We start from the raw sequence: 18,139 nt of genomic DNA, 5'->3' as shown, positions 1-18,139 counted from the left end.
AGTCTTTTTTCTGGAAATGTATTTGTTCCATCTGCACTCTTTAAACAAAATCATCATAAATTTTCCAATTTTTTGAAAATTAAAAATCTAAGGGGACCTCCCGTAATTACATAACCATCTTTTCTTGATTTTAAATCTTGAGGTAGTTTATGTTAGAAGATAAGAATCAATCGATCATACGATCGATAGTCGTAGGAATTGCAGCTCTTGCACCATTAATCATATTTTTGTTCACGAATGAAGATATACTATCGGTCGACTTTCCGATATTAGTTGGTCTGATCATCCAAGCTTACATTGGCTTTTCTTCATTTATGTTGGTACAATCGTACGAGCCAAAGGAGAAAAATAAAGTCACGATAGGATACGCGATCTTTTGGTCCGCATTAGGGATTTGTTACCTTTCGGGTAAGTCATTATTATTACCAATTGCGTTAGAAATAACCTCATTTTCTACAATCCTAATCTATTCAGGAACCGATTTTGGTAAAAAACAAATCGAAAGTTTGGGATCTTTATTGTTAGCATCAGGAATTTCTGCCTTATTTTTGTCCGCATGGGTTATGTTACCTGATGGAGATATTCTAGGTGTCATCTTATTATTGATAGGTTTATTGATTAAATCTGGATTTTCCGGTTTTCACATTTGGATACCCAAAGTAAATGAAGGTGGCCCTTCTCATGCGCTTGGTTCATTTGCCGGCGTCTTGGAAATCTTTCCATTATTGCTGTTTTATCGTTATGTTCTTCCAAATCAATTTGATCCATTGTTATATCAAGTATTGTTTCCATTAGCTGCTCTTGGCATTTTTTTTGGAGGGATTACCAGTTTTTTTCATAAAGATCCAAAAATATCTTTGGCTTATAGTTCAATCGAGTCACTGAATTTTTTATGGTTATGTTTGATTATATCAGGAATGTTTCAATTTTCAGTTGATGCTGAATTGATGAATTTAAGTAATTCTTTCAGGATATTGTTCTTTCTAGGTTTATTTCATCATTCATTTTCGAAAACATTCCAATTATTTTCTATTGGAATGGTTTCAAGATTGATCAATTCAAATTCAAGTGATGAATTGAAAGGTATCGGTAGATTACTTGGAATCTCCCCACTGTTACTTGGTGCGGGTACTTTTAGTTATGCGGTACTTCCTGGAACAATTGGGTTTGTCTCTGAGGCAACTTACTTTTATCTTAATGCAAGAATATTGGATCTTCCAATTGGACGCTCTGTATTTTTATTGCCATCAATGATTTTTATATTTTTTGGAATAGTCCTTGGAGGATTTACTCATATAAAATTATACATGAGTATGTTTTTATCTAAACCAATGGACAATTTGAAAATTCTTCCTTTTGGGGTTTCGCAAAAGAGATGGTTATATATTTCACTTTTAAGCTTGGCATTAGTTATTTTTATTTTCCCACTCTTGTTGCCATTCTTCGTTGAGTTACCAATGCTCAGACCATTTGCAGATGAATTATTGATTCAATGGTTTCATTCGATTTCTATCGTTTCATTCATATCAATTATTATAGTGTTTATATTTATTCTTTATGATTATTTTAATGAAAAGAAATTTCAAACATTCAAGAAGAAAAGTTGGGATTGTGGAGGAGGTTATAACGGGCATGAGCTTTCCGTTCCTTCAACAGTCTTCTCTAAACCATTAAAAAATTCATTAGGTAGGTATTTCGTAAATAAAATCGGAGATTCAATTGTAGATGATTTAATTATTAAGTCGTTAACTTCTGTTTTTACATTCGGAACAAATTTTGTTTCTTCCACAAACCAAGCTAAAGATGAGGATATAAGTAAATATTTGGCAATCTCATCAATGTTTCTGATCTTTATCTTTTCCTTGCTGATTTTGGGCGATTTTTAGGTTATTTTATGGAAATGATTGTTTATTTTGCTTATTTAGTTATATTATTTTTTTGCCTTCCTTTTTTATTAACAGGGATTGTTCGGAAGGTAAGAGCCTTTGCGCAAGGTAGAAGGGGACCTAAGTTAATCCAGTTTTTTTGGGAAATAAATAAATCTTGGTTAAAGGATCCAGTTTTACATAATAACTTTTCATCCATTTCGAACTTGGCACCAAGGTTGGCTTTTTTCTCTTCACTCATGATTTGGAGTATCATTTTGTTTGAATGGGCTCCCTTCATTTTAATTCCATTTTTTTTAGCAATGTATCGTTTTTCATATATTGGATTTGCTATGGAAGGAGCAACATCATTTGGTGGGATGGCTTCTGGTCGTGAAATATTACTATCAGTGATGGTTGAACCAACTTTTATTTTGATGATATTAGCTGCTCAGTCTCACATTGAAATTTCAGAAACTCCACAAGGACTTCTAATCGGATTTTTATTCTTGATACTTTCGTTTATTGCAATACTTGCTGAATTAGCAAAACCTCCCTTTGATGACCCAAGGACACACTTGGAGCTAACAATGGTTCATGAAGCCATGATATTGGAAGCATCAGGAAGACATTTGGCACTATTTGAGCTTTCGAGTTCCATAAAATTCTCAGCTCTACTCACATTTTTAGTAAAACTGGCGTTAGAGCATTCCAAAATCTTTAAAAGCGGTATGATCACTGGAGTTAATCCTGAGTTTTTGATTTTCCCAATGGTGATTTTTTTGGCAATCGTGATGGGGTTTTGGGAAGCAAACAGTGTCCGCCGAAAATGGACTTGGATACCTGAATTCATGGGACTTACATTCATATCGATATTGATTTTAGGAACATTAGTAAAACTTTCTTAAGGATAAACTATGATTTATGATTTCATTTATTTATTATTGTTACTCACAGGAATTGTTATCCTAGTTGAAAATAGACTTAGTCGTATCATTCTATTTCTCAGTTTTCAGGGATTACTTTTAATCTTTCCTGTGATACAAACCCATGAAGGGGATTGGCAACATGCTATATCTTTAATTGTATTAGTTGTTTTATTTAAGGCACTCTTAACTCCCTGGATTCTTAATTGGACTGCAAACAAGTCAAAAATGAATGAAAGTACAACTCCAAGATTTGGATACCTTGCGACTCTGCTTTTTATGGTGCTTGGATTGGTCCTTGCTGTAAAAATTACGGAAGGAGTTTCTCTTTTATCAATCCCAGTTCACAAGATAGGCTTAATTTACGTTATTTTATTGGTATATGTTGGGATTTTGTGTTTTGTTGTTAGGCGAAATTGGTTAGCCTTGATAGCTGGTTTTTGTGTATTTGAAAATGGTATTTTTGTTTTAACAATGGTATTGGATAAAGGGTTGCCATTCGGTTTGGAGTTCGGTTCATTTTTAGATGCCATATTGGTCATTGTTTCAGGTGGAATTTTACAGCTCTCGCCTCATATGCATACTAAGGAAAGAAAATTATGATGACATATGTTTTTTATTTTTCCGGAATTCTAACTTTTGTTATTATTTTTTTAGTGTCTGTATTGGCGCCAACAAAAGGCCAAACCAGGATCTGGTTATGGAGTTTGCTTAAAGTATGTTTTTTTGCTGTATTGTTTTACTCCTGGTTTACAGAGAATATTGTGTTAAAATGGATTTTGATCGAAGCATCAACGTTATTCGGTGCGTTACTCATTTCTTCGAGTGGGACAGAGCGATCTTTTCATGTAGGTTGGAAATTTTTACTCATTAATTCCTATGCACTAGGATTGGCATTTTTAGGAATCGTAATCCTTCTCTTTGCATCAACGCCACTCGAGAATTTGGATTTTAATTCTCTTAAACAGGGATTAGTTGGTCAGTCTGGATTATTAGTGGAGACTGGAATCTTGTTAACTATTTATGGTTATAGCGGGAAATTGGGTTTAGTTCCAAATCACTTTTGGGTAGGGGATACATATGCAGAGAGTCCAAGTCAAATCTCGTCTCTGATTGCTTCCTTTGTTCCAGTGAGTGTCGTTCTTGCCATTAGGCCATTAGTTAAATTAGAAAGAGAATTAAATCCTCATTTGATTAATGCTTCGAATGGGTTATTGTTTATTGGTGTTTTGACGATTCTCTATGCTATCTTGATGTTAGTATCAAGAGACGACATTCGAAGAATCTCTGCGAAAGTAGCTCTCTTTCATACAGGAATGTTAACTTTGTTTTTATGGTTGGATGTTTCAGATGAAGTGTTTTACTTTTTATTAAGTTCAACAGTTTTAGTTAAACTACTTGTTTTTTTATCGATGGGAATTTTAAGGATGGATGCGGGTAAAAGGAATATATCTCAAATTTTGAGTGGTCCAAACCTAAGTCATAAAGCATTATATGTTTACTTGATGGCTTTGTTAATCGCATTTGTTTTTCCATTATCTCCTGTGTTTGTTTTAGATTTGAAAATAATTGAAATTTCAGTTTTGAATCGACAATTTTACCTTTTTATATTTCCAATTTTGGGTTCAATTTTCTTTTTTGTGGCATTGAATAAAGTTTTGCCTATGGTTAAACTTTCGAATCGAAATTTTGAAAAAGATATTTATCATATATTGCAGTTTCGATTTTATTTTTTTTGGTTTAGTTTGGTTTCTACTATCATTGTAGGATCATATGGTATGTATTATTTGATGGCGAAATATATATGAAAAAGATTACTGGTATAACAAATTTTAATGGAATTTATTATCAGTTTCACTTTGACAATCAGAAGCTGGTGATGGAAGAACAAATTACTAAAAAAAGTAATATTGATTTTTTATTAGATTCTAATTATCCGATTTGGTTGATTCGCCATTCATTTGGACAAGACATGGGTCCAGAAGATTATTCCGAAATAAAAGAGGATGACTTTTTAACAGACCAAAGAGGCAAAAATTTATCTCTTCATCAAAAGACGGGTATCATAAGGGATTTATTTTACCATGGACTTAAAGTTCCTTTTTCGGATGGAGAATACTCTCATGCCGTTGGACCCATTCATGCTGGAATAATTGAGCCTGGACATTTCCGATTTATAGTCGATGGAGAAGTAATTCGTCATCTAACAATTCGCCTTGGATTTCAAAAGAGGGGGATTCGAGATCATCTGCTTCATAAGGCGATGAATCAGGTCATGCCATATTCTGAAATGATTTCAGGAGATACAAGCGTTGGTTATGCATTAGCATTCTCTAAAATATATGAGGACTTATACGAGATTCCTGTTTCAAAAGAAATTCGATTATTCCGTTCGATCTTATTGGAGTTGGAGCGAATTGCCGTTCATATTGGTGATTTGGGTGGTATCTCTGAAGATATAGGCTATTATCCATTGTATGGTGTTTGTGTAACTGAAAGAGGTGCCGCATTAGGGCTAATGGAAGCTTGGACAGGACATCGCTTCGGAAAATCAGTCGTTCGTCCAGGTAGGTTATATCTCAACAATCGATTGAATGCAAAACAAGCCAAAGAGTCGTTCAAACAATTGAAAAATGCATACATTAAGAAGATTCGTCCGCAGATTCTCAGGGCTCTCTCGATTTCGACTTTGAAGGAGAGAATGCAAGGATGTGGATTTATTTCTGAAATGGATGTCCAAAATTTTGGATTCGTAGGTATGGTAGCAAGAATGGCTGGAGTGAATGAAGATTTACGAATTGAAAATTTTGATTACCCTAATTGGAATCCACTTCCTTTAAAAGAAGAACACCATCATTATAATGGTGACGTTTGGGCAAGAATGTACATTCGTTATTCGGAAATTGAACAGTCAATGGATTGGATAGAGAAAACAATGGAAGAGATCAATTGGGATTTACTTTGGGAACCTAAAGTAAAGGTTCCCAATCAAGAAATCTTAACCAAAAGAACAAAACCAGGTTTTTATTATTCTGCTGTCGAAGCCTGGCGAGGGCCATTGCTAGTAGCTTTGCAATTTGATGAAAATGGATTAGTTAACAATTCTTATATTAGGGATCCATCTGTATTAAATTGGCATGCTTTGGAGTTGGCAGTACGTGGCGAACAAGTAGCGGATTTTCCTTTAAACAATAAATCATTTAATTTAAGTTATGTTGGGTTTGATTTATGAATTTTCTTTTTGAATTTAAAAATTTTATTACAAAAAAAAATGTTCTTAACTTTGATAAGGTTTCTTTTGTTCATGCGAACAATCGTGGAATTCCGACTCCAACAAAAAATATGGAAAACGGATGCGGGGCTTGTTCCGAATGTGAATCAAATTGCCCAACAAAGGCAATCCAACGGAGTGGCAGTGATCGTTTGGATTTGGACTATGGAAAATGTCTGCAGTGTGGAATTTGTGTAGAAGTTTGCCCTGAGGGTAAACTTCGTAACTCAGGATTTATTTATACAATCGCATTACACCGCGAGGAATTTTACACTTCCTATCAAAATGGAAAAATGGAAAAAAATTCCCAATCTAATTTTACACTCAGTGAAAATCAAAGGCAGTTTCGTGATTTAACGAAAAAACGTGGGTTTTTATACCGAGAGGTGGCGGCCGGAGGGAATAATACTGTGGAATCAGAACTCAATGCTTCTTTCAATTCGGTATTTGATTCTGAACGAGAAGGGATCCGTTGTGTTGCCAGTCCCAAACATGCGGATACGATCGTGTTTTCGGGACCCATCAGTGAACAGATGGAAGGGCCACTCCAAACGGCTTGGGATGTTTTGAGTGAACCGAGGGCGCTCATTGCCTGTGGGACAGAGGCAGTGAGTGGTGGACTTTTCCCCAAGGGTAAAATTCCAAAGGAGCCCGACCTCTATATTTCAGGAGATCCCCCTAGGCCAGATGTCATTTTGCAAGGTTTCCGGTTACTCATCGGAAGATTTTCCTTCCAATTCCAAGAGGCGCTTCACAAATTTTTAGAGAGTGAAAAATAAGGCCCGTGGATTTAGAAAAAGAAGAAATTGTCCGGGTATTGGTTTTAGAACCGCAGAAAAAATCGTATGATACCATTTCCCAATTGTTGATCGAGTGGTTTGGCGATTACATTGAATTGACTTGGCGCTCATTGTTTGAAAATGGTGCCGATGAAATTAAAAAAGTCCAATATGATCTTTTGATTACGGAAATCCAATTTCCAGAATTAGAAGAGTCTTCTGAAGATATCCTGGAAAAAATTATGGATATGGCAGGTCCTTCGGAGTTGCCTGTTGTTGTGTTCACAAAAGCTGAAGGGAAACAACTTCCGATCCATGCATTCCAATTGGGGATCAATGAATACTTCAGCAAACGAAGGTTAAAGAAAAATATCTTAGAACATCGATTCCGAAATTTGTTTCGAGAAATTTATCGCAAGAAAGTTGTCTCCATTCAAATGGATGATAGTATGAAACGATTTCAAGATCTATACGGTATGAACCAATCGGAAATTCAAGATCTGAATACGATGGTTAAAAAGTTTAAAAAGGAACTCGAAAAAGAATACGAAGAAAAATTAAACTTAGAAAATGAAAAAAAGAAAATGCAGAACGTTTTTGGGATGTACGTCGATCCTATCATTGTTGAAAGTTTAATGAATAATTCTTTATCTTTGGACCAAAAAGGAAAGGAACAGGAAGTATCAGTTTTGTTTTCAGATATTCGGGGATATACATCTTTATCTGAAAAAATGAAACCTGAACAAGTCATTTCTTTTTTAAATGAGTACTTTACTGCAATGACTGAAGTAATTCTCGGATATGGTGGAATGATCGATAAATACATTGGAGATTCCATCATGTGTTTGTTTGGTGCTCCAGTCTTCCAAGATGATCATAGGCAGAATGCATTGGACTGTGCATTGGAAATGGTACAAGTATTTGAATTATGGCAACCGAAGTGGAACCAAATTTATGGATTCACTCCGCAACTTGGAATTGGAGTTGCTTCAGGTAAAGTCATTGTGGGTAATGTTGGTTCCTTCCAAAAACTATCGTATACTGCAGTGGGAGACACAGTCAATATGGCAAGTCGATTAGAATCGATGGCAAAACCAATGCATGTTTATGTTTCCGAAGGACTTTATAATCACCTTCCAGAAGAGTATTCCAAAAAATACCGATATGAGGAATTGGAGCCTGTGAAAATCAAAGGCAAAGAAGGTCTACATCGTATTTTGAGTGTAAAACCAATTTAACATTTTTTATAATGTGCTACAGAACTGATACAATTCATTCGTTTTCAGTTTTTCATCTTTAGCGGCAAGATAAGATTTTACATCTTCAATTTCGAATCCCAATGAAGTTTTGTATTCTTCTAATTTTTCTAAAGTCCCAGGTTCTTGTTTGCCATGTCCTGTAAGTTTTGCAATCACTCCCGCAAATCCTATGATTTGACCAAGTGATGATTGTTCTGCGACTGGTTTCGACAAATCGTCAATGGATGTGATGATGATCGTTGGCATTTTCCAAAGTTTGGCAGCGGCACTCCCCATCTCATATGAATCCACACCGAAGGCTTTTTTTTCAAGAGAGACAAGGCTCACATCGGAAGTTTGGAATTCAGTTAAAACTTCTACATACTTCTTTCGATCAATTGTATTGAGTACAATGCGCCCTAAGTCTTGCATGAGGCCACATGTGATGGCAAGTTCTGCTTCTTTTTTGAACTTTTTTTCTTCACAGAGGATTTGTGCAAAAATCCCTTTCGCAACGGAATGATCCCAAACTTCATCTCGAAATTTTTTATAATTCCCTTGGCTAAAGAGCGAATCGGTCATCGACATCGCAACCATACTTCTTACAGTTTTGAATCCAAGACGTGTGATGACTTGTTTCATATTGGCGACAGGATTCCCACGAGAGAAAAAGGGAGAATTCGCCAATTTCAAAAGCCTTGCGACAAGGACTTGGTCTGATTGGACTTTTTTCTCTAATTCCCCAAATGAAATTTCATTATCATCGTCTAGGGAAAGTACGGAGAGTAAGACTGGCGGAACAATCGTCAGATCTTTGATTTGGGATAGGTATTCTTCCAGTGTTGCCATACGTTTTTTGAACCTAACGCCAGAATTTAAAATCTTCTGACGATGGAAACCAAAAACTACGCTTTATCTGGCGACGATTCTCGCGAATTCGATTCCTTTGAAGTAATGTTGTAATATTTCTTTGTGATTGAATTGGCTTTTTGCCATCGCGAAACTTCCCCATTGGGACATTCCCACTCCATGCCCTGAACCCAACCCTTTCACATAAAAATCGCCCGACTCTTCTTTTCGAATTCCAAATCGAGTGGATTTCAGTTTTGTGGCCCCAATTTTTTTTCGAAATTCGGTGGCTTTGATTCGTTTACTGCCTGACGTTCCAATGATTTCCAATTCATTCACTCGAGATGTTGGGAACCGACTTGCGACAATGATATCTTGGATTTCACCTACACCTAAGTCACGTAAGCTGTTATTTACATAATCAGTTTTCCATTTTTCTTCCCAAGAATACTGATCACCATCTTTATCATATTCTGATGGAACGGGTTTTAAGTATTCTACGGAGTTCCCCCAAACATTCGCCGGGTCCTCGGTATACCCACCCGCGTTGGAATGGAAAAAACTTTGAATGGGTTGTCCTTTATGGATCAAAATTAATCCTTCGGTTTCAAATACTGCTTCTGTTGTGTTTTTATGTTCTTTGTTTTTGCCTTTATAAACTTGTGTATTGGTAGAAGTGTCTACATCATATTCTTGCTTTTTTCGGTTTAACATTTCTTTGACTACATAGGTCCTTGCACAAATGGCTTGGGCCTTCAGCGCCTCTTTCGGCCATGATGCACTGACTTCCGAAGGGACAACAGAGAGTAGGTATAATTCGACTGGAACTAAATTAATGATATAAACTTTTCCATCAAAGGGTTTTAGTAAAACCGTGCCACGATAGCTCACACCTTTGTATTCAATCCATTCTGCATTACTTTGAATGGAAATTGGAGCTTTGATGGCTGTAGGATTTAAGGATAAAAAGTCATAGGCTTTTTTGATAGTTAAGTCATTGGCATCTTTTACAATGATCTCACCGGAAGTTTTGAAAATTTCTTCTTCACTTGCAAAACCCAAGAGCACACGCACTGGTCTTGATTTGAAATTGGTTTCATCAGGTGCCCAGTTTGATACCATTACACTCGCACAACCGATTTGTCCTAAAATGACGATGCAGAAAAATAAAATCGATGTCCGTTGTTTCATAGTTCCCTCCTTATTCTATTCGGAAGAATCAGAAAATCGGTAAAGGGATTTTATCTATGTTTTCTGCGAAAGAAAAGCACCGATTCCGTATGCGGTGTATGTGGATATGGATCAATGAGAATTCCATCGACATATTCATAAGCCGATAAAAATGAACTGACATCTTCTTTTTGAGAGTAGGGATTACAAGAGACATAGAATACAAATTCAGGACCAAAGTCTCGGATCCAATGGTTAACGAGTTTTCCTGCACCTGCTCTTGGTGGGTCGAGGATGAGAGTCGCATTTTCTTTTTTTGAAAGAGTTTCCGTTGATAGAAACAAATTGGTCACCTGAAAGGAATGTGATTTGGAAGGATAGGTTTCCGAAAAAAGATTGGATGCAATTTGAATGGAAGATTCTGTCAGCTCATAACCTTCCACATGTTGGAACAAATCACCGTATAACAGAGAAAAGAATCCATTTCCACAAAACAAATCAATTAAATTGATTTGGTTCTGTGGGATTAAATCTTTTATGAAGTTTAGAATTGGTAAAAATCCATTCGGATTTGGTTGGAAAAAGGAATCAAAAGGAACCTCAAAAAAATGTCCAAGAACAGATTCCGTATAACTTTGTTTCCCTCGTAAAATTTCAGCTCGTCCTACGGCAGAGACTTCCGATTTGGGGCGGTTGTAACAGAAAAGAATGGATTCCTGCGATAATGATTCCAAACATTCGGTTCGGAAATTTTCCATTCTGGGATGGTTTTCATAACCATCGGTGAAGGTAAAAATTAGAATCCCATCATCTGTATTTTGTGCCTTTCGAATTGTCAGATATTTGAGTCCACCTTCTTCCGACCTTCTGTCCCAAATGATTTCAGGAAATTTGTGAAGTAATGTCTGTACATTTTGTAATGCTTGGTTTGCCCAATCAGATTGGATGGAACATTCTTGGATCGGAACCACATTTCGAAAATTTCCTCGTTGCCTCTGTCCAATCACAGGACCTGGGAAAACAGAAAAGTCCATACGAGAACGATAGGCATAGGTTTTGGATTGTGGGGTCGGCGTTATGGATATTCCTAAATCCCTTTGGAACGAATCTAGAATTGGTTTGAATTTTAATTCTAATTGGGTTTCATATGGGATGTGTTGCCCCGTGCACCCTCCACATTTTCCAAATACATTACATTTTACTAAATCCCAATTGTGATTTCGGATGATTTCATGGATTTTTAAGGACCTTTGGCGAGGCCTTCGTTTGACATATTCCACAACAAGTTCATCACCTGGATGAACAAAAAAAATGTCCACCTTCTTTCCGTTAGGTGCGGTGACGATTCCCGAAAAATCGGAATTGAGTCCTTCGACTTTGACTTTGTCCAATGTTTTCTACTTGCCAGTTCCTTTTCTTTTGAATAGGATTTCTGACATGGTTTTTTCGAAAAGACTCTTTTCTCTATTTGTTTTCTCTTACATTTTTCTTTCGAACCTTTCTCCAGTATCAGGACAGGTTCTTTTGACCAATCAAATCTTAGATTTAAGGTCTGAATCATCGTTTGGAAATGAAATTCATAAATGGAGTTTTAAACCAGGTGATTCGCCAATTGTAACGGAAGATACTGAAGATGATTTGTATTTGGATGAGGAAGCGGGAGAAATCAAAGCTCACAAATTTGTTTATGCCAAACCCATCCTCGATGAGTCAGCGCGGAATGGTTGGATCTCAGGATTTCAAATCCAAACAGGTTGGGACAAAGTCACAGATGGTGATGGTGAGTTGTATTTCCCTAGCTTTTTTGACTATGTAGAAAAATACAAAGGGTATGGCTGGTACCGCACAGAGATCACCATCACAAGTGACGACATTCAGAATAAATTCAAATCGAGAAACTTAAGCCTTCGTTTAGGTCAAATCAGCCAAGCGGATGCTGTCTATTGGAATGGAAAATTCATCGGTGGGACTGGTTTACATTTGGATACGGACACAAATGTTCAGTTAGAAGACAAATCATTATATAGCGATAAAATTCGATTTTATCGAATCCCATACCATTTACTTAAAATTGATGAACCCAACGTGCTTGCCATTCGAGTTTATGCAAAATACCCTTTGAGTCCAGGGTTATCACATGATAAGTTTTATCTTTCTTCTTTTCGGTATTCAGAGCGTGCAGAGTATTGGAATGATTTTAAGAAAATATTTGTCATAGTACTCACGATTTTACTTGGATGTTTTTATTTGTATTGGCAATTTTTGTTCCGAAATGAGGAACATTCTACCATCTATTTTTCGTTAGGTTCCATTTTTATGGCGCTGAACACCTTATTCCAAAGCCAAATCATTTATTCTATAATCACTGATGGTTTTTGGATTAAAAAAATGGAATATTTGGCCTGGGTAGGACTCGTTCATTTTTTATTTAATTTTATTGTTCGTTTTGCTCATGTGCGGAGTGGTTGGATCAAACTCACAAATCGTTATATCGATGGTGCTGGATTGATTTCCGCAATTGTGATTCTATTTTCTCCCAACTTATTATTTTTATCTAAGTTTTTCTATTATTGGAGTTTTTTAACCATCGTACTCGGTGGAGCATTATTTTATATATTATTCCTCGGGCGGAAAATTCCTTCCATGGGAACAGTGTCCTTTGGATTTTTTGCATTTATTATGCTGATGTTAAATGATGTGTTTGTGGAGATGCAATGGGAATGGTATCCAAGCCATACATATGTAAAAGATTATGCTTTTGCTGCGTTTACAATCTCTGTTGCTTTATCAATTGTCAAAAACATGATTGATTCAAGAAAACTCGTGGAAAAACAAAAAGAAGAAAAGGAGAGATTGTCTCGTTACTTTTCACCAGCAGTGATGGAAACTATTGTTGCCGATAGTATCAAGTTAGGTGGAGAAGAAAAAGACATCGCAACTTTATTTTCAGATATTGTTGGATTTACTACGTTTGCAGAAAAAAATCCGCCAAGTGTTGTTCTCAATCACTTAAATACAATCTTTGAATCATTGTCTGATTTGATTTTCCATTATTCGGCAACATTGGACAAATTCATTGGGGATGCCATCATGGCATTCTGGGGTGCACCCAAACAAACCGATTTGGATGCCTACCATGCAATTGCCTGTGCGGTTGATATGCAAAAACGTATGGAGGAGATCAATAAGGAGTTAGGTCTAGAGCCCGGGACCTTTCGATTGCGAATTGGAGTCAATTTTGGAGAAGCGATTGTTGGAAATATCGGTTCTGTCAAAAGAATGGATTATACTGTGATCGGTGATGCAGTGAATACGGCAGCAAGGCTCGAAAGCCATGGAATTCCTGGCAAAGTTGCTGTTTCGGAAGCGGCCTTCCTTGCTGCGGGTGGTGAAAAGTACATCGAATACGAAGACACCAAAGAGTTGGCATTAAAAGGAAAATCAGAACCAGTCAAAGTTTACTTTGTCACAAAGGTTCTTCCAAGAGATTAAATTTCTTTTTTTAGATCCAACCACTTTCTCCTTTCAGAAGGAGGAAGTTTTTCTATCGCATAACGCAGCATAGTACGAGGCATTTTGGTTACGTATGCATTCAAAAATTGGATTAAAATGTTTAAATCACGTTTTCCAATCTCACGTAACATCCATCCTGTAGCCTTGTGTATGAGATCATGCGGGTGGTTCAAAAAAAACTCACATAAAGAAATTGTTTCGGTGAAATGACCTTTTCGAATCCAATAAAATGTACTTAAAATAATGATACGATTCTCCCATAAATCCTTCGAGTTTTTCAATTTAAGGATCGTCGTTTTGTCTTTTTGAAAAAAATACTCACCTAGGATTTTATCGGCACTAGCATCCACCAAATCCCAGTTATTGATGTATTTCGTATTTTTAAGATAAAATTGAACGATCGCCATTTGATCCTCTTCAGTGGCTTTTTTAAATTGGAATTTTAGGATCAGAACGAAGAGTGTTGCCAAACGAACTTCATGAAATGGGGAGGAGATGAGCGATTGTAAATCTTCCAATGAAAGTGATTGTGCAAATTTTTTGGCAATCATTCTTTGTTTGGGAACAGTGACTCCTAGGAACTGGTCACCTTCTCCATATTCACCAGGTCCTGTTTTGAAAAAACGTGGAAAAAATTTCGCTTTTTTAGGATCTTTTTCTTTGTTTAATGCTTCGATGAATAATTCTTTTGTTTGTTTCATACTCCAAAACTCACGGTTAGTTGGGCGTTTGTCATATTTTCTGCAACAGTCTCACATTCTTCCATACTACCTTGAAAACAAATCGCTTTACCATTGGTATGCGCTTCGATCGCAATTTTTTTAGCATCTCGTTTGGTTTTAAAACATAATTTCATCAAACAATCTTCCACATAGGCAAATTCATGGATTGAATCATTGAATAAAATGACAAAATAGGAATAAACCGAATCCGTTTTTAAACTTGTTTCTTCTTCAAATATGGGTTTTGTCGGGTCTGTCATGGGAAGAGTGAGTTGGATTTGCCACTCAGTTCACCAATATACTCCAAATAGGAATTCAGTTTAAACTTCTTTTTTGTTGAATCGGAAGACATAAAACGTACATTTCCAAATACATTTCGTTCGGGAAACCAAGGCCGATCAAAGAGTCCAAAACACCATAAGATTCCTGTGTAGGAATTTGGATTCCTACCATCATACGCATACTTGTTATTAAGATGTTCTAAGATGAAAAATGCTTCCTCATAGGTTTTTGACCATTCGATGACTTTTTTCCCCCATAACATTCGCATATAATTATGGATTTTTCCTGTTTTGACCAGTTCTGTCTGGGCTGCATTCCAAAGTTCATCATGGGTTTTGGCGGATTCAAATTGTTCTAAGGTATAAACATACTCTCTATGGTCATTTTGGTGTTTTTGAAAATTAGTTTTTACCCAATCAGGTAAGTGGCTCAAATTGATTTGTTTTGGTTTGTCCTTCCAAAAAAATAAATACCCAATATCTCGCCAAGTAATGAGTTCGTCCAAAAAATGGTTAGCCGAAACTGATGGAGAATAAAAATGTTCTCGATCTCCTGGTTTCTCATGACTCATTCGTTCTGGATTCCATTTTCCTTTAGCACTATGTTTTAATACCGCAACAAATATTTCATCAAGGCCAATCCAACCAAAATGTAAATAAGGGGAAAGCCCACTTGTTGCTGTGAGTTCTGGTCGGTTTGGTTCCGACCTTTTGGTAAGATATAAATCTAATTTGTGTTTCAAAAAATCATTTAACAAACGTAATGCTTCGTTTCTACCTCCTTTTACACCTTTCACTGGAGAAACTATATTTTGGAAGGGAATGAGTTTTAAAATACCATCAATTGATTTTGGAAGTCCAATTCGTTCTGGTGGATTTGTTTTTCCATTGAGTTTTGAAAGATCTTCATTCTTCCAAATGATCGTATTCATTTTTGGAAACTCTCGGTTCAGTTCTTTGTGGATCCATAATCGAAGGATGCGAGCAGCACTTGCTTGTTTTGCAAATCGTGAGAAGGGGATGAGGGAGTTCCCATCAATGGCGAGAAGTTGACAATGGATTTTTTTGGCTAATTTTTCAGTTTGTTCCGGAATGATAAAACAAGGAAAATCATCCGTTACCACCACAGAGGCATTCTCTGAAATCTCTTTGAGAAGTCCTTTCCCAAGATTTTTTGGTGTTTCCACAAAGGGCCAATATTTGATCTCAAGTTCGTCTGCTCTTGTTTGGTTCTCTATCATTCCTTCTAGGATAAACTGATGGATTCGTTCGGAATTCCAAGGGTAATCCATTCGGAGCCCTTCATAAACAATTAGTTCTTTGTTTAATTCTTTCGCTAAGTTGACGGCATGATTAAAAGCGTGGTTGGCATCAAAACGCCTGTAAGCTTGCATCCAATAAAGTACATAGGATTTTTCTAATTGGATGGGTTTTTCATTACAGACTCGGATTCGATCGGATTTCACTCCTATTAGAGGGGGACTGAGGTTTCCTTGCCTTGGAATTTTTTCATGTCTAGTAAACGAAGGAGCGAAATGCTTACTCATTAAGCTATCTGTTTCGCATTTAGTCAAAATGAGCATTGGATCAGAATGGAATTGGGTCTCGATTCCATTCGCCCCATAGCTTTTAGGGCAATTTGGAGGGTTTATAAGCAACCTTTCGTTTTTTTCCTGGAAAAATTCCTAAATTTTGCCTGCGGGTACCAATCTTGCATCCTAATTCAGCAAATAACATGGAAAGGATACATGGCAATATGAAACAATATTTCAAATCAATCGCCTTCCTTCTCCTGGTCGTTCCGATGTTCCTTTTTGCAGATGAAGCTGCAACCGTCGTGAGCCCAGCAGAAGAAACAGCAAAAGCAATCCAAACATTAACTGTAGGTCTTGACACATTATGGGTGTTAGTTGCAGGTATGTTGGTGTTCTTTATGAATGCTGGGTTTGCATTAGTAGAATCTGGATTTGCACAATCGAAAAACACAGTTAACATTTTAGCAAAAAACTTCATCGTATTTGCTGCCGCTACATTCTCGTATTGGGCAATCGGTTGGGGTTTGATGTTTGGTGATGGAACTCCATATTATGCGACAGAAGGAGTTTTCTTTTTAACTGGACTTGATAACTCACCTGCACTTGGGGATGACTATAAAGGTGTTTATTCTTCAATGAATTGGACTGGTGTTCCTCTTCTTGCAAAATTTTTCTTCCAATTGGTATTCGCTGCAACTGCTGCAACGATTGTATCGGGAGCTGTTGCTGAACGAATTAAATTCCATTCCTTCTTAATTTTCTCATTTATCCTTGTAGCTGTGATGTATCCTTTCACAGGTCACTGGGTATGGGGTGGCGGTTGGTTAGCAGGTCTTGGTTTTCATGACTTTGCTGGATCTACCGTAGTACACTCAGTAGGTGGATGGGCGGCTCTAGCTGGTGCCATCGTACTTGGTGCTAGAAAAGGGAAATTTTTACCAGATGGTCGTATCAAACCAATCCTTGGTCACAATATGACATCTGCGGCGCTCGGAACACTCATCCTATGGCTAGGTTGGTTTGGATTTAACCCTGGTTCAACGATGGGAGTAGGTGATGGAAGTGTTATGGCGCACGTCATCGTAACTACAAATATCTCTGCTGCATTAGGTGCACTTGCATCTACTGTCACTGCATGGATCATTTTAAAAAAACCTGATTTAGGTATGATTCTAAACGGAACCCTCGCTGGGCTTGTTGGGATTACAGCACCTTGTGCTATCGTAAGTCCAACTTCAGCAGCAATCATCGGCGCTGTGTCAGGTGTACTTGTGGTTCTGTCCGTATTATTTTTTGATAAAATGAAAATTGATGACCCTGTTGGAGCAACATCCGTTCACTTAGTATGTGGTATTTGGGGAACTCTTGCAGTTGCCATTTTTGGATACGAAGGATCTCCTGCTGGAGTCGACGTTCCATCTTTCTTAACACAACTTTATGGAATTTTAGCAATCGGTGGATTTACATTTGTTGTTTCCTTCATATTGTGGTTTGTATTAAAACTTGCTGGTGGAATCCGAGTGAGTGAAGAAGAAGAATTAAGTGGATTGGATCTAGGGGAACACGGAGCAGAAGCTTACCCTGATTTTAATATCCGAGTTCGTGGTTAAGGGAATAGGAGTTTAACATTATGAAAATGATCATTGCAATCATTCAACCACATAAGTTGGAAGAAGTAAAAGCTGAGTTAACCAAAAACGAAATCTATCGTTTGACAGTATCTGATGTTCAAGGTTACGGACAACAAAAAGGAAAAACAGAAGTTTTCCGTGGTCACGAATACACTGTAAATTTACTTAGAAAAGTAAGATTGGAAATAGCAGTCAACGATGAATTCGTAAAACCAACAGTGGATGCGATCTTAAAAGCAGCAAAAAGTGGTGACGGTAAAATTGGTGATGGTAAAATTTTTATCACTCCATTAGAAGAAGTGATTCGAATCAGAACTGGCGAAAAAGGCAAAAACGCCATTTAACATTCCTTTATCAAA

At 36.9% G+C, this 18,139-nt stretch carries 16 protein-coding genes; 10 read left to right on the top strand and 6 right to left on the bottom strand.

The features are described 5' to 3' along the window. Window positions 1-149: 149 nt before the first annotated feature. Genes LEPBI_RS11960 through LEPBI_RS11930 form a run of 7 tightly spaced genes read left to right on the top strand, consistent with a single transcriptional unit; the run spans window position 150 to window position 8,079 of the window. Window positions 150-1,886 carry a proton-conducting transporter transmembrane domain-containing protein gene (locus LEPBI_RS11960; protein ID WP_012389373.1) on the top strand — a complete coding sequence of 579 codons (1,737 nt, stop codon included), beginning with the start codon at window positions 150-152 and terminating at the stop codon, window positions 1,884-1,886. An 8-nt stretch (window positions 1,887-1,894) separates the two neighbouring features. Continuing rightward, window positions 1,895-2,773: a respiratory chain complex I subunit 1 family protein gene (locus LEPBI_RS11955; RefSeq protein WP_012389372.1), complete on the top strand. Its 879-nt coding sequence runs from the start codon at window positions 1,895-1,897 to the stop codon at window positions 2,771-2,773. 9 nt (window positions 2,774-2,782) lie between these two features. Next, complete coding sequence (locus LEPBI_RS11950) at window positions 2,783-3,394, top strand: formate hydrogenase (RefSeq protein ID WP_012389371.1); 612 nt, start codon at window positions 2,783-2,785, stop codon at window positions 3,392-3,394. Further along, window positions 3,391-4,599 carry a proton-conducting transporter transmembrane domain-containing protein gene (locus LEPBI_RS11945; protein ID WP_012389370.1) on the top strand — a complete coding sequence of 403 codons (1,209 nt, stop codon included), beginning with the start codon at window positions 3,391-3,393 and terminating at the stop codon, window positions 4,597-4,599. Before LEPBI_RS11950 ends, LEPBI_RS11945 begins: the two co-directional genes overlap by 4 nt. Continuing rightward, window positions 4,596-6,023 (top strand): hydrogenase large subunit, encoded by a 1,428-nt coding sequence (locus LEPBI_RS11940; RefSeq protein WP_012389369.1) that lies wholly within the window; start codon window positions 4,596-4,598, stop codon window positions 6,021-6,023. Before LEPBI_RS11945 ends, LEPBI_RS11940 begins: the two co-directional genes overlap by 4 nt. After that, on the top strand, window positions 6,020-6,841 hold the full coding sequence (locus tag LEPBI_RS11935) for an NADH-quinone oxidoreductase subunit B family protein (RefSeq protein ID WP_012389368.1): 822 nt from the start codon (window positions 6,020-6,022) through the stop codon (window positions 6,839-6,841). The genes LEPBI_RS11940 and LEPBI_RS11935 overlap by 4 nt, the downstream gene beginning before the upstream one ends. Before the next feature lie 5 nt (window positions 6,842-6,846). Continuing rightward, window positions 6,847-8,079 (top strand): adenylate/guanylate cyclase domain-containing protein, encoded by a 1,233-nt coding sequence (locus LEPBI_RS11930; RefSeq protein WP_012389367.1) that lies wholly within the window; start codon window positions 6,847-6,849, stop codon window positions 8,077-8,079. Between the two features lie 6 nt (window positions 8,080-8,085). On the opposite strand, the gene LEPBI_RS11925 is transcribed toward LEPBI_RS11930, so the two are convergent. The 3 genes from LEPBI_RS11925 to LEPBI_RS11915 form a co-directional block, all read right to left on the bottom strand. Beyond that, complete coding sequence (locus LEPBI_RS11925) at window positions 8,086-8,928, bottom strand: HDOD domain-containing protein (RefSeq protein ID WP_012389366.1); 843 nt, start codon at window positions 8,926-8,928, stop codon at window positions 8,086-8,088. 63 nt (window positions 8,929-8,991) lie between these two features. Beyond that, window positions 8,992-10,119 (bottom strand): SpoIID/LytB domain-containing protein, encoded by a 1,128-nt coding sequence (locus LEPBI_RS11920; protein WP_012389365.1) that lies wholly within the window; start codon window positions 10,117-10,119, stop codon window positions 8,992-8,994. A gap of 50 nt (window positions 10,120-10,169) precedes the next feature. After that, window positions 10,170-11,489: a class I SAM-dependent RNA methyltransferase gene (locus LEPBI_RS11915; RefSeq protein WP_012389364.1), complete on the bottom strand. Its 1,320-nt coding sequence runs from the start codon at window positions 11,487-11,489 to the stop codon at window positions 10,170-10,172. Window positions 11,490-11,535: 46 nt separating this feature from the next. Between LEPBI_RS11915 and LEPBI_RS11910 the strand changes: the two genes are divergently transcribed. After that, on the top strand, window positions 11,536-13,590 hold the full coding sequence (locus tag LEPBI_RS11910) for an adenylate/guanylate cyclase domain-containing protein (protein WP_012389363.1): 2,055 nt from the start codon (window positions 11,536-11,538) through the stop codon (window positions 13,588-13,590). Here LEPBI_RS11910 and LEPBI_RS11905 read toward each other — a convergent pair. From LEPBI_RS11905 to LEPBI_RS11895, 3 genes are read right to left on the bottom strand one after another with little or no spacing between them, the layout of a single operon-like run. Then, the gene (locus tag LEPBI_RS11905) at window positions 13,587-14,312 is read right to left on the bottom strand and encodes a DNA alkylation repair protein (RefSeq protein WP_012389362.1); all 726 of its coding nucleotides are present in this window, start codon (window positions 14,310-14,312) and stop codon (window positions 13,587-13,589) included. The genes LEPBI_RS11910 and LEPBI_RS11905 overlap by 4 nt on opposite strands. Then, a complete protein-coding gene (locus LEPBI_RS11900; protein WP_012389361.1) occupies window positions 14,309-14,593 on the bottom strand; it encodes an ATP-dependent Clp protease adaptor ClpS in 285 nt (94 codons plus the stop codon). Before LEPBI_RS11900 ends, LEPBI_RS11905 begins: the two co-directional genes overlap by 4 nt. Further along, window positions 14,590-16,008, bottom strand: a complete 1,419-nt coding sequence (locus LEPBI_RS11895) for a cryptochrome/DNA photolyase family protein (protein WP_041770033.1) — start codon at window positions 16,006-16,008, stop codon at window positions 14,590-14,592. Before LEPBI_RS11895 ends, LEPBI_RS11900 begins: the two co-directional genes overlap by 4 nt. 362 nt (window positions 16,009-16,370) lie before the next feature. On the opposite strand from LEPBI_RS11895, the gene LEPBI_RS11890 reads away from it, so the two are divergent. Beyond that, window positions 16,371-17,759, top strand: a complete 1,389-nt coding sequence (locus LEPBI_RS11890) for an ammonium transporter (RefSeq protein WP_012476355.1) — start codon at window positions 16,371-16,373, stop codon at window positions 17,757-17,759. 20 nt (window positions 17,760-17,779) lie between these two features. Continuing rightward, on the top strand, window positions 17,780-18,124 hold the full coding sequence (locus tag LEPBI_RS11885) for a P-II family nitrogen regulator (protein WP_012389358.1): 345 nt from the start codon (window positions 17,780-17,782) through the stop codon (window positions 18,122-18,124). Window positions 18,125-18,139 lie beyond the last annotated feature (15 nt).

Source organism: Leptospira biflexa serovar Patoc strain 'Patoc 1 (Paris)', assembly GCF_000017685.1.
GTDB lineage: Bacteria > Spirochaetota > Leptospiria > Leptospirales > Leptospiraceae > Leptospira_A > Leptospira_A biflexa.
The sequence above is the reverse complement of the archived record's forward strand: the minus strand, read 5'-3'. Positions and strand labels throughout refer to the sequence as shown.